Annotated in this window: 15 protein-coding genes; 14 read left to right on the top strand and 1 reads right to left on the bottom strand. The window is 45.9% G+C overall.

Going from position 1 to position 12411, the window contains the following annotated elements; all coding sequences use genetic code 11:
- The first annotated feature begins 21 nt into the window (after nt 1-21).
- The 6 genes from rho (at nt 22) to prmC (ending at nt 5312) form a co-directional block, all read left to right on the top strand.
- The gene (rho, locus tag LG307_RS20985) at nt 22-1293 is read left to right on the top strand and encodes a transcription termination factor Rho (RefSeq protein WP_404446169.1); all 1272 of its coding nucleotides are present in this window, start codon (nt 22-24) and stop codon (nt 1291-1293) included.
- 393 nt (nt 1294-1686) lie between these two features.
- Nucleotides 1687-1932 carry a type B 50S ribosomal protein L31 gene (locus LG307_RS20980; RefSeq protein WP_204413054.1) on the top strand — a complete coding sequence of 82 codons (246 nt, stop codon included), beginning with the start codon at nt 1687-1689 and terminating at the stop codon, nt 1930-1932.
- Nucleotides 1933-2073: 141 nt separating this feature from the next.
- Entirely contained in the window at nt 2074-2679 is a 606-nt protein-coding gene (locus LG307_RS20975; RefSeq protein WP_404446167.1) for a thymidine kinase, read from the top strand.
- Nucleotides 2680-2748: 69 nt separating this feature from the next.
- Nucleotides 2749-3186 (top strand): hypothetical protein, encoded by a 438-nt coding sequence (locus LG307_RS20970; RefSeq protein WP_404446164.1) that lies wholly within the window; start codon nt 2749-2751, stop codon nt 3184-3186.
- Nucleotides 3187-3357: 171 nt separating this feature from the next.
- Nucleotides 3358-4428, top strand: coding sequence for a peptide chain release factor 1 (gene prfA, locus LG307_RS20965; RefSeq protein ID WP_404446161.1), 1071 nt, complete (start codon nt 3358-3360; stop codon nt 4426-4428).
- 8 nt (nt 4429-4436) lie between these two features.
- A complete protein-coding gene (prmC, locus tag LG307_RS20960) occupies nt 4437-5312 on the top strand; it encodes a peptide chain release factor N(5)-glutamine methyltransferase (protein ID WP_404450522.1) in 876 nt (291 codons plus the stop codon).
- Between the two features lie 92 nt (nt 5313-5404).
- On the opposite strand, the gene LG307_RS20955 is transcribed toward prmC, so the two are convergent.
- Nucleotides 5405-5716: a hypothetical protein gene (locus LG307_RS20955; protein ID WP_404446158.1), complete on the bottom strand. Its 312-nt coding sequence runs from the start codon at nt 5714-5716 to the stop codon at nt 5405-5407.
- Between the two features lie 171 nt (nt 5717-5887).
- Between LG307_RS20955 and spoIIR the strand changes: the two genes are divergently transcribed.
- The 8 genes from spoIIR to LG307_RS20915 all read left to right on the top strand — a co-directional run bounded on the left by spoIIR (nt 5888) and on the right by LG307_RS20915 (nt 12250).
- Nucleotides 5888-6598 (top strand): stage II sporulation protein R, encoded by a 711-nt coding sequence (gene spoIIR, locus LG307_RS20950; RefSeq protein WP_404446156.1) that lies wholly within the window; start codon nt 5888-5890, stop codon nt 6596-6598.
- Between the two features lie 63 nt (nt 6599-6661).
- Nucleotides 6662-7117 (top strand): GNAT family N-acetyltransferase, encoded by a 456-nt coding sequence (locus LG307_RS20945; protein WP_404446154.1) that lies wholly within the window; start codon nt 6662-6664, stop codon nt 7115-7117.
- Between the two features lie 287 nt (nt 7118-7404).
- Complete coding sequence (locus LG307_RS20940) at nt 7405-8463, top strand: L-threonylcarbamoyladenylate synthase (protein ID WP_404446151.1); 1059 nt, start codon at nt 7405-7407, stop codon at nt 8461-8463.
- Between the two features lie 116 nt (nt 8464-8579).
- Nucleotides 8580-9134: a manganese efflux pump MntP family protein gene (locus tag LG307_RS20935; protein ID WP_404446149.1), complete on the top strand. Its 555-nt coding sequence runs from the start codon at nt 8580-8582 to the stop codon at nt 9132-9134.
- Between the two features lie 141 nt (nt 9135-9275).
- Nucleotides 9276-9704 (top strand): low molecular weight protein arginine phosphatase, encoded by a 429-nt coding sequence (locus LG307_RS20930; RefSeq protein ID WP_404446146.1) that lies wholly within the window; start codon nt 9276-9278, stop codon nt 9702-9704.
- A 66-nt stretch (nt 9705-9770) separates the two neighbouring features.
- On the top strand, nt 9771-11060 hold the full coding sequence (locus tag LG307_RS20925) for a methyl-accepting chemotaxis protein (RefSeq protein ID WP_404446143.1): 1290 nt from the start codon (nt 9771-9773) through the stop codon (nt 11058-11060).
- A gap of 155 nt (nt 11061-11215) precedes the next feature.
- On the top strand, nt 11216-11653 hold the full coding sequence (gene rpiB, locus LG307_RS20920) for a ribose 5-phosphate isomerase B (RefSeq protein WP_404446140.1): 438 nt from the start codon (nt 11216-11218) through the stop codon (nt 11651-11653).
- Nucleotides 11654-11686: 33 nt separating this feature from the next.
- Entirely contained in the window at nt 11687-12250 is a 564-nt protein-coding gene (locus LG307_RS20915; RefSeq protein ID WP_404446137.1) for a TIGR01440 family protein, read from the top strand.
- Nucleotides 12251-12411 lie beyond the last annotated feature (161 nt).

The raw sequence follows: 12411 nt of genomic DNA, 5'->3' as shown, positions 1-12411 counted from the left end.
ATAGAGTGGTGTTTTCTTTTTATGGATTTAACTATTTCTCACTTAGAAACTTTAAAATTAAAAGAATTATACGAATTTGCCCGTCAGCATAAAGTATCTTACTACAGCAAACTGACGAAAAAAGAACTTATCTTTGCTATTTTAAAAGCTCAGGCTGAAAAAGATGGTCTATTGTTTATGGAAGGGGTACTAGAAGTCATTCAATCGGAAGGCTTTGGTTTCCTGCGTCCAATCAACTATTCACCAAGCTCAGAGGATATCTATATCTCAGCATCACAGATCCGCCGTTTTGACCTGCGAAATGGGGACAAGGTCTCTGGTAAAGTGCGCCCTCCAAAAGAGAATGAGCGCTATTACGGTCTGCTCCATGTGGAAGCGGTCAACGGAGACGACCCGGAATCTGCAAAAGAACGTGTTCATTTCCCTGCATTGACTCCACTATATCCAGATCGCCAAATTGTGCTGGAAACAAAGCCAAAAGACCTTTCGACGCGCATCATGGACCTGATTGCGCCGGTAGGTTTCGGTCAGCGTGGACTAATCGTTGCTCCTCCTAAAGCAGGTAAAACGATGTTGATTAAGGAAATCGCAAACAGCATTACAACAAACCATCCGGAAGCAGAGTTAATTGTCCTTCTGATTGACGAGCGACCTGAGGAAGTAACAGACATCGAGCGTTCCGTTGCTGGAGATGTTGTAAGCTCCACGTTTGATGAAGTGCCTGAGAACCACATCAAAGTGGCAGAGCTAGTTCTAGAGCGCGCCCTGCGCCTTGTAGAGCACAAGCGTGACGTCATTATCCTGATGGATAGCATTACGCGTCTTGCGCGTGCATATAACCTAGTCATCCCGCCAAGTGGACGTACACTTTCAGGTGGTATCGACCCTGCGGCATTCCACCGTCCAAAGCGTTTCTTCGGTGCTGCGCGTAATATTGAAGAGGGTGGAAGCTTGACGATCCTTGCAACGGCTCTTGTAGACACAGGCTCCCGTATGGATGACGTGATCTATGAGGAGTTCAAAGGTACAGGTAACATGGAGCTTCACCTAGACCGTCAACTTGCAGAACGCCGCATCTTCCCGGCCATCGACATTCGTCGCTCTGGTACGCGTAAAGAAGAGCTTCTTATTCCGAAAGACCATCTGGACAAGCTATGGGCCATCCGCAAAACGATGTCCGACTCTCCAGATTTTGCAGAAAAACTATTGCGTAGACTTCGCCAATCCAAAACAAACCACGAATTCTTTGAAATGCTCGAAGAAGACCAAAAAGCTGGAACGGCAAAACGCTAACCATATAAAATTCATGCGCACCCTTGTTTCATAAAGGGTGCGTTTTAGTGATTTCTAGCTGTTGATTGGAGCACAGGGCGGAGACTCCGGCGGGAGGTAGCGGTAGACTTGAGACCCCACAGCGCAGCGAGGAGGCTCAAGCACCGCCCCGCGGAAAGCGAAGCCCAGTGCGGAAATCAACAGCGGAGTTTAAGTGGCAACTATCCTTTAAGGAAAACATTGGTTGCCATACCTATCGATATAACTCCAAAAGTAATGTTGCAAAACAACCCATAAGTTGATATAATTTCATCAGTGTGTTTTTAAGATAAATGATGGCGGCCAAACATTGCTGGTATCATTTGAATGATAACTCTGTTTCGAAAGACTCAGGGCGAAAAGGAGATGACAAGAATGAAAGCTGGAATTCATCCTAATTACCGTAAAGTTGTATTCATGGACATCAACACTAGTTTCAAATTCATCACTGGTTCTACGATGAAAACAAACGAAACTATTGAATGGGAAGACGGTACTACTTACCCTCTAATCAAAGTTGAGATCTCTTCTGATTCTCACCCATTCTACACTGGACGTCAGAAGCATGCTGCTGCTGATGGACGTGTTGAGCGTTTCAACAAAAAATACGGCCTTAAGTAATAAAGTAAAACAGGCAGGTTATCCTATATCTTGCCTGTTTTTTTACTTCTATTTACATAAACTAGTGCTTAGATGTCGTTTTTTGAACGATGCCCCTAAGCACTTTTTATACGTAAAATCATCAAAAAGGAGAGGCCGTATATGTATGTAATGAAGCATTCCGGTTGGGTGGAAGCGATTTGTGGCAGTATGTTTTCGGGTAAGTCCGAAGAATTGATCCGCCGCATGAGACGTTCCCAATTTGCCAAACAGGAAATTCAAGTATTTAAGCCAGCCATCGATAACCGTTATAGTGATGAATCAGTTGTTTCCCACAACGGTACCTCGATCATTGCCCTGCCGGTTCCGACTTCTCAATCGATTTTGGATCAGGTGCAAGCGGAGACTGAGGTTGTCGGCATCGATGAAGTGCAATTTTTCGATGATCAAATTGTAGAAGTGGTGCAGGAGTTGGCGAACAGAGGCTATTGTGTGATTGTAGCTGGACTAGATCAGGACTTCCGTGGAGAGCCGTTCGGAAAAATGCCGGAGCTATTGGCGATCGCTGAATCCGTAACAAAGCTACAAGCGGTATGCGCTGTCTGTGGTTCCCCTGCGAGTCGTACACAACGTTTGATCAATGGAGAACCGGCTTGTTACGATGACCCAATCATTTTAGTGGGCGCTTCGGAATCATACGAACCTCGCTGTCGTCATCATCATGAAGTTCCTCACAAAGTGTCTGTGCTGCAAGAATTGAAAAAATAACTATTTCCTAAATTTAGTCTGTAAGATAAAAGAAGAAAGAGGATACGCTAAGAAACAGGAGGTGTTTGCATGAAACATGCAATCCTGTTATTGGTGATATGCTCTTTTTTTGTTAGTGGATGCAGTGGTGAACAACGCTTCGGAGCAGACGAGGATTTTGACGGGGAACGCTTGATTGGTGTGAAAAATGATGAAAAAGAAGGCTTCTATGACCGAGACCTCGACAGTGAAGACTACAACACCAACCAGAACCCGAACTTTCTCGATCTTTCGGAAAGCCGTCCGGACTATGGAGACGACCAAAATAAGTTTGCCGAAGTGATTGAACTGAACAGCGACCTTGAACCGGACTCCGTCTACATAACCGGTGACACGGCAAGAGTCACTGCGATTGCTCCAAGCGGAATTTCTAAAGAGGAAAAAAAGCGAGTGCATAAAAAGTTAAAAGAAAAGTTCCTTGAAGTGATGCCCCGCTACCATGTACACCTGACCATCAAAGAAAGATAAACCAAGCTCGTTCTGACTTTTCGGAACGGGCTTTTTTTTGGTGGTAAGGTTTCCAGTAAGTCCTGGTCATGTTGATTTTGACGCACCACCTAACCTATACTATAATTAGAATGTTGTAGATATAAAAATAATTGCAGATTTTTCTGTATACATTTATAGAGGTGAATGCACGTGTTTGATCGTTTGCAGACAGTAGAAATGCGTTACGAGAAATTAACGGAGCTATTGAGTGATCCGGAAGTCATTAGCGATACGAAAAAGCTGCGCGAGTACTCTAAAGAGCAGTCCGATATGCAAGAGACGGTGGAAGCGTACCGTGAATACAAGGCTGTCAAAGAGCAGTTGGATGATGCTAAAGCGATGCTTGAGGATAAATTGGATGCCGATATGCGTGAGATGGTAAAAGAAGAGATTTCAGAGCTTGAAGAGCAGCAAGAAAGCTTGGCAGAGCGTCTACATATCCTTCTTTTACCGAAGGACCCGAATGACGACAAGAACGTTATCATGGAAATCCGCGGGGCTGCGGGTGGAGATGAGGCGGCGCTGTTTGCAGGCGATCTATACCGCATGTACAGCCGATATGCCGAGGCTCACGGCTGGAAAACAGAAGTGATGGAAGCCGCATCCACAGGTGTCGGCGGTTACAAGGAAATCATTTTCATGATCACAGGTAAGGGTGCATACTCCAAACTGAAATTTGAAAATGGCGCACATCGCGTGCAACGTGTTCCTGAGACGGAATCCGGCGGACGCATCCATACTTCTACAGCGACAGTAGCGGTATTACCTGAAGCGGAAGAGGTTGAAATTGAGATCCATGACAAGGATATCCGCGTGGATACATTCGCATCAAGCGGTCCTGGTGGACAATCTGTTAATACGACGATGTCCGCTGTACGTTTGACGCATATCCCGACAAACACAGTTGTTTCCTGTCAGGATGAGAAGTCACAGATTAAAAATAAAGAAAAAGCGATGAAAGTTCTTCGTGCCCGCGTGTACGATAAGTTCCAACGTGAAGTACAAGCTGAATATGATGCGAACCGTAAGCAGGCGGTAGGTACCGGTGACCGTTCTGAGCGCATTCGTACGTACAACTTCCCGCAAAATCGTGTTACCGACCACCGCATCGGCCTGACCATTCAAAAGCTTGACCAGATCCTTCAAGGAAAGCTTCAAGAAGTCGTTGATGCTTTGATCATGGAAGATCAGGCGTTAAGAATGGAACAGATGGAAAAATGATGAAGGCCATGAAGGTATACGAAGCCCTAAACTGGGCTTCTTCTTTTTTAAAAAAGAACGATCGCGACGAAAATGCGGGTGAATTGTTGTTGCGACACCATATGAAACTGGATCGGGCCCAGCTTTTTAGTAGAATGCAAGAAATGATGCCGATGGAGACGCAAAGTTCCTTTATTTTCAACGTACACAAACATGTTGCAGGAATTCCGGTACAGTACTTGATGGGAAAAGAGGAATTCTACGGCCGCAGCTTTTTTGTCAGTGAAGAGGTGTTGATTCCAAGACCTGAGACGGAAGAGTTGGTGGTCGGAGTGCTAGATCGTGTGAAAAAGCATTTTGGCAACGGTGCAGTCTCTGATACTACAGGCGAAAAATTGAGCGTCGTGGACGTTGGGACAGGCAGCGGTGCGATTGCGATCACCCTTGCTTTGGAAAATAGCTCCCTTAATGTGCATGCGACAGATATTGCCGGTGAATCATTGGAAGTGGCGATGGATAATGCAGAAGCATTAGGCGCAGAAGTAGCGTTTCTCCAAGGTGACTTACTGCTTCCATTCATCGAGCAAGAGATCAAAGTCGATGTGGTAGTATCCAATCCACCATATATTCCCCAAAAGGAGTATGAAGGGCTGTCAACGGTGGTAAAGGATTTTGAGCCGTATCGTGCTTTGGTTGGCGGTATTTCCGGTTTGGAGTTTTATGAGCGGTTTATGGACGAGCTCCCAAAAGTGCTAAAAGAACGTGCGGTTGTGGCGTTTGAAGTAGGCATGGGACAAGGAGAAGACGTAAAAGCGTTGCTGGAAAAGACATTCCCTAAGGCAACTGTGGAGGTTGTTTTGGACATCAACGGCAAAGATCGAATGGTATTTGCTTTAATTGGATGATGTTTCTTATAGAAGGAGGAGGGAGCTGCACCTTGCTTGCTTCTGTCGATTAGGGCAAGGTGGTACTAGTTTTCAGAGTGTGGAAGTTGAATCTATGCTTCCATTACGGCTCCGTCTTCCTGTTGAGGTCTGGCAAGTGTCAGGCCTCTATTTGTTTTTTCTTCCACAAATTTCACAAAAGCTTGGCGAATTTCTTCTTTCTTTTCTGAGGTGCAAAGGTTGATCAACTGGGAAAGGTTTGAATCATACGAAATGGTGCGGTGATAATGATGGTAGAATACGTTGCCTGTCATCCATCTGCCACCAACCAACATTTCAAAAACGATAGGTATGCTGATGTGATTGAATGCACTTTTCATTTCTCCAATGCGAAATGCTTCAATATTGCAAGTAAACGATCTCATAAAGCCTATCTCCCTTTCATTAAAAATACACGACATAAAGTAACGCGTTCTGTACATATACCCGCCCTCACCACCATTAAAACCAACAAACTAGCAAAAACATTTTTCATTTTAATAGTTTAGGATTTTTGTTTTTTGCCTAGACTGTTTGCTAGAGGGGAGTTGGGGGAAATGTTGAAGAAAAATATTATTACTTTATATATAGTGTTACTTTTTGTAGGGGCTTATCTTTCGCTTTTGGGAGAGCAGGCGACGGCTGGAGCGAGTGTGAAGAATGGGGCGATGGTGATTCCGGATGAGGCAATCAGGCTTCGTATTTTGGCAAATAGCGATAGTGAACAGGATCAGGAACTAAAGCGGAAGATTCGTGACCGTGTGAATGAGGAAATCACGGTTTGGGTGGAAGGATTGACTTCCATGGACAATGCCCGCGAAGTGATTACCGGTAACATGGATCAAATCGAAGAAATCGTAGAAGAAGTAATGGCAGAAGAGGGCCTCGTCCAATCTTATAACGTTGACTTCGGTAGAGTGGATTTCCCGACAAAAATGTACGGAAAATTCATTTACCCTGCAGGGGATTATGAAGCCATTTTGATCACACTTGGGGAAGGCACTGGAGCAAACTGGTGGTGCGTATTGTTCCCGCCATTATGTTTCCTGGATTTTTCAAACGGGGAAGCAACGGCAACTCCTTTTGAGGAAGAGGAAGCGGAAGAGAAAGCGTCCAAAGAAACTGCAGCAGTTACTGCCACAACAGCAAAGGCGGACACAACGGCGGACATGCAGGAATTTGTAGTGGACGAGGAGCCGGAAGAAGTGGAAGTGGAATTCTTTCTAGTAGAGATTCTATCTTCCCTATGGAATAAAATTACGGCTTAAGGTTCTACTTTTTCATTCATCTCAATAGAGTAGTATTAGAAAACTACTAGATGGGGTGAAAAAATGAAAGTATTGCGATCAGCAACACAGGATGACCTTTGGGCATTGCAGGTATTTTTAAGAAGAGCAAATATCACTATCGCGGGTCTGGAAGATAAGATAGAAGATTTTATTATTCTGGAGGAAGAGAACGAAGGGATTTGCGGAACCATCGGAATAGAAATGTACGGGGATGCAGGGCTTTTGCGCTCGCTTGTGATTGGTCCGTCCGTCAAGCAGTTTCAGCTGCTGCAAATGTTTGAGCATACCCAGCAACATGCGCGAAAAAAAGGATTAGAGCAGCTCTACCTAGTTACCAACAAAAATAACTTCATCCAATTTTTCGAACTGCTCAACTTTTATCCACAACCTATCCACACCGCACCACAAACCATGCTCGCATCCGACTTCTTCCAAGAAATCACCCAACAAGAAGGCTGTACACTGATGGTATGTGAATTAAGGGGTCAGACCCCTTAGCAGCGAGGTAACGCATTAACGCACGGCGGGTCAGACCCCTTATCAATAAGGTAACGCATTAACGCAGAGCGGGTCAGACCCCTTTTTTATCTTTTTTTTACTTTTTTAAGTCTTTTTCGCTCTTTTTGCGCTTAAATCCACATTACCCACAGATTTATCCACGGTTTGGTGAGGCTTTATCCACAGTTTGTGGATAAAGCTTGTGTTATTTGTGGAAGTTATTTATACTTTCAGAAGAAATGCTTACATATTCACATGTTAATAGATTGTAGAATGAGGGATTGTAAATGAATACGAAATTATGGGCTGTGGATAAAGAAGAGCCTATGAAAAACAGTTATCCACAGGTTATGGAAGCTGCCAGCTTGCTGAAAGAAGATGAAGTGGTGGCCTTCCCGACGGAAACCGTATATGGTCTTGGTGCGAATGCCCTGTCAGATCAGGCTGTATTGAAGATTTTTGAAGCGAAGGGACGTCCTAGTGACAACCCGCTTATTGTGCATATATCGAAGATGGAACAACTAACAGAGCTTGTGGATAACGTTAACGTGCCGGACTCAGCCCGCCAGCTGATGGCTGCTTTTTGGCCCGGTCCGCTCACGCTCGTCCTTCCAAAGAAGGAAGGAGTCTCCCAATATGTAACGGCAGGTCTTACTACACTTGCTATCCGTATGCCTGACCACGCTATAGCGCGGGCTCTCATAGAGGCTTCAGGATTACCGCTTGCGGCTCCAAGCGCAAATTTATCCGGCAAGCCAAGTCCGACAACGGCGCAGCATGTGGAGGAAGATTTAATCCACAGGATCGCCGGAATTGTGGATGGAGGGGCAACGGGTGTTGGCCTGGAATCGACGGTTGTGGATTGCACGACAGAAACTCCCATGATCCTGCGACCGGGTGGGGTGACAAAGGAAGAGCTGGAGAAAGTGGTAGGAAAAGTGGACGTAGATCCTTCTTTATTTTCGCAAGAAGAGCAGCATAAACCTAAGTCTCCTGGGATGAAATACACACATTATGCACCGGTTGCGCCGGTGTACCTGGTGGAGGGAAGCGAAAGTTTCGTCCAGCAAACCATCACTAAAGCATTTCAGAATGGTCAAAAGGTAGGATTGCTCGCAACAGAAGAGACCATCGCCAAACTGGATACTACGGAGATCACGGCCATTTCCATTGGAACCAAAAAAGACCTCGCAACCGTGGCGAGTCATTTGTATGATGGGCTTCGGGCGTTTAATGCGACCGAGGTGGACGTGATTTTTAGCGAGACTTTCCCGCAAACGGGAGTCGGCGCGGCAATTATGAACCGTCTCGAAAAAGCCGCCGGCCATAAGGTAATAAAAGAATAATCCAAAGGACCTCGACCAACATCAGGTCCTTTTTTGTTTTGTTTTCCTTCTATTCCCGAAGGCTTGTGCATATCTTGAAGTAGACAAGTCAGACAAGTCCTAAGGGGAGGCAGAGCATGGGGATTACGGTTGGGGAATTCATGACACTATTATTGATGGCAATTGCGCTTGGAATGGACGCTTTTTCTGTGGGACTTGGGATGGGCATGATAAAGCTTAGATTGCGGCAGATCTTTTACATAGGGGTTACCATTGGAATTTTCCATATTTTCATGCCGCTTGGTGGAATGGCGGTCGGCAAGGTGCTGTCACAGGAGTTCGGTTCGATTGCGACACTCATTGGCGGGCTTTTGCTTGTAATGCTTGGGGTGCAGATGATGCTTTCTTCTTTTAAAAAGGAGGACGGGCCGATGATATCGCCGGTTGGGGCGGGTTTATTCGTTTTCGCACTCAGTGTGAGTTTGGACAGTTTTTCAGTAGGCCTTAGCCTTGGGATTTACGGAGCGAGAACCTTGTTGACCATTTTGTTGTTTGGAGCTGTGAGCATGCTGTTGACATGGATGGGGCTTATTTTCGGCAGGAAGTTGCAGGGCTGGCTCGGTTCGTACAGCGAGGCGCTTGGAGGCAGTATTTTGCTGGGGTTTGGCATAAAATTATTGTTTTTTGTGTGAAAAATAGACCTGCCAGAGGGTCTTTTTTTATTTCTCCCCTTTAAAAGCACTCGTCGATGCCGACATAACTAGAGAGAGGGTCTTTATGACTAATTCTTCTTTCTTTTCGTTTATAATAAAGAAAAAAGGAGGAGTCAGAAAATGAATGTATTATTTGTGTGTACGGGGAATACGTGTCGAAGTCCGATGGCTGCCGCAATTTTGGCGGGGCATGACATACAAGGTGTAGAGGTTAAATCGGCTGGAGTATTTGCAATGCCGGGCAGTGGCGCTTCCAGTCAGGCGCAGAAAGTGTTAAAAGAAAAAGGATTGCCGGTAGAGCATCAGTCTTCCCAAGTGTCGGACGAGTTGATAGAGTGGGCGGATTATATTTTCACCATGACGGCCCAGCATAAAATGTTGCTGGAAAACAGCTACCCGAAAAGCTTGGGGAAAACTTATACGCTTAAGGGATTTGCGGAACAGATTGGAGAAGTGATGGACCCTTACGGTGGCTCGGTTGAGACGTATCGCGCGACATTCGAAGAGCTTCAACATGTCATAGAGACGATAGTGGAAAAAATAAAATAGCACTCATGCAGGCTGCGAAAAAAGAGAGAGATCTCTGTGCGGACCATGCATGGAGGAGGAAGTACGATGGGGGAAAACAGTAAATATAAGTTTGGCTTACGCTATAAGCTCGTGTTGTTTACCACGATTTTAGCGGTTATCACGTATACGGTCAGTGGTTTCTTCATTTATTTTTTAGTGGATTATGTAGAAGGATTCATGGGAGCGAACCTTTTCACGGTTCTCACATTGGTTCTGGGAATTGTATGGTCTGGAATTCTCGCTTTTTTTGCGGCAACATATATCACCAAACCACTGCAGCAGTTGGAAGAAGTGGCTCAGAAGGCGGCAAATGGCGATCTATCGGAGGATGTGCCAGTATCCAATTCGCGCGATGAGATCAGTGCGGTCGGAGATGCGTTCAACCTTATGTTACATAACTTGCGTGACATGGTGAAAACCATTAACGAAACGTTCGAGAAAACGAATGAAAAAGTGGAAGAAATAAGCGATGTCTCCATGCAGGCTTCCGAGCAAGCAGAAAGCATCTCTTATACAATTGAAGAGATTGCAAGAGGGGCAGAAAGTTCCGCTGCTTCCATTCAAGATACGGCAGAATCAGTGGATGAAGTGATCAAAATTGCCGATGAGGTTCATGCAAAAGCAACGTCCTCCCAGCAGCTTTCTGAAGAAATGGTGAAGGATCTGGATGAAAGCAAGGAAGTGATCCATTCTTTAGTTTCTGGGATCCAGAAGCTTGCCGGCGAAAATCAGACATCTTTAAAGACTGTGGAGCGCCTTGAAAAGAATGCGAAAGAAGTAGAAAATATCATCTCCCTTGTCGGTGACATTGCGGGACAGACCAATCTTTTAGCCTTAAATGCTTCGATTGAAGCGGCGCGGGCGGGAGAGCATGGACGCGGGTTTGCCGTAGTAGCGGAAGAAGTCCGTTCCTTGGCAGATGAAAGTGCCAAAGCGGTCCAAGGAATCTCAGAGTTGATTAAAAACATTCAACAAGAAGTGAAAAACGTGGTCACGCAAATCACCGGACAGGTGAAGGCCGCGAATGTGGAAGCGGAAAAAGGTACGGCAACGAACACGGTCATTGCAGAAATGACCAACTCCGTATTAGAGGTGGCAGCGTCCGTTAAACAGATTGCAAACCTTGTGGACCGTCAGATGGACAGCATCCAAACGACGGCGCGTCAATCCCAAGAGGTGGCGGCGATTGCCGAAGAAACCTCTGCAGGAGCGGAAGAAGTGACGGCAACCACGCAAGAGCAGGCGAACATGATTGCCGACATCGAGAAAATATCCCAGGAGCTAGCAGGCCAGGCAAGCAACCTGCAGCGGATGATTTCCAGGTTTAAGGTGTAAGGAAGACGTTAAAATTCAGCTTGAGCACATAGTTGCTCAGGCTTTTTTCATGTAATGGAACGTGGAAAGGGTGCTGCAAACATCCCGATGGATTTTTTCTCTATAGACGGGTAAGATGTAAGTAAGAAAAAATCATTCAAATAGGGGATGAAAATATGAGAGTAGCAATTGCTTCTGATCACGGCGGTATAAACATCCGTGAGGAAATTAAAGGATTAATGACAGAGTTAAATATAGAGTTTGAAGACTTCGGGTGTGAGTGTGAAACGTCCGTAGATTATCCGGACTATGCTCAACCGGTTGCGACAAAGGTTGCGGCAGGCGAATTTGACCGCGGTATTTTAATTTGCGGAACAGGTATTGGTATGTCCATTGCCGCAAACAAAGTGAAGGGAATTCGTTGTGCGCTTGTGCATGACATGTTCAGTGCGAAAGCGACGCGTGAACATAATGACAGCAATGTGTTGGCGATGGGAGAGCGTGTCATCGGACCGGGGCTTGCGCGTGAAATCGCAAAGATCTGGCTGACAACCGAGTTTGAAGGCGGCCGCCACGAGAACCGCGTCAATAAGATTCATCAGCTGGAGAAGTAAGAGTTGGTTGGAGGAAGGTGGGGGAAGGAATCAATGATGCATTATGAGTGGAAAGAACAGTTGCAGCAGGCGTTGAACGACTTGCAGGATCAGGCGCAATTAAAAGAAGGTCAGATTCTTGTTGTAGGGTGCAGCACAAGTGAAGTGATCGGGGAAAAGATAGGAACAGCCGGAACAGAAGGCGTGGCGGAAACGCTCTTTGCCGTGTTGGACGAGTTTCGTGAGCGGACAGGTGTAGAGCTTGCGTTTCAATGCTGTGAACACTTGAACCGTGCGCTTGTCGTTGAAAGAGAAACAGCGTGGAGGCGAGGGTTAGATGAAGTGACGGTCATCCCTGTCCGGCATGCCGGCGGTGCCATGGCTTCGCACGCCTTTCACCATATGAAAGATGCGGTCATGGTCGAACACATTAAGGCAGATGCCGGAATAGATATCGGGGACACACTGATCGGCATGCACCTCAAACATGTCGCCGTCCCAGTTCGCAGCACCGTCAAACATGTCGGTAACGCCCACATCACCATTGCAAAAACCCGCCCCAAACTCATCGGCGGCGCCAGAGCAACCTACGAAATCCCCACAAAAGAAAAAATATAACAATAATGCGGGGCAGGCCTTCGACATGGATGAAAAAAATCCTGCGGGGGTCTGACCCCTTTTCGTTCTTTTTTATTTTCACGAAAGTTTTTTAGAGTAAGCGCTGTCAATCTTCCTTTTCTGTTTCTATCTATGGTGCATCGTGATAAAATGGAGGAGGT

The organism is Sutcliffiella horikoshii (assembly GCF_044809035.1).
Lineage (GTDB): Bacteria > Bacillota > Bacilli > Bacillales > Bacillaceae_I > Sutcliffiella_A > Sutcliffiella_A horikoshii_G.
Note: the sequence above shows the minus strand (reverse complement) of the source record. Positions and strands in the feature narration are given on the sequence as shown.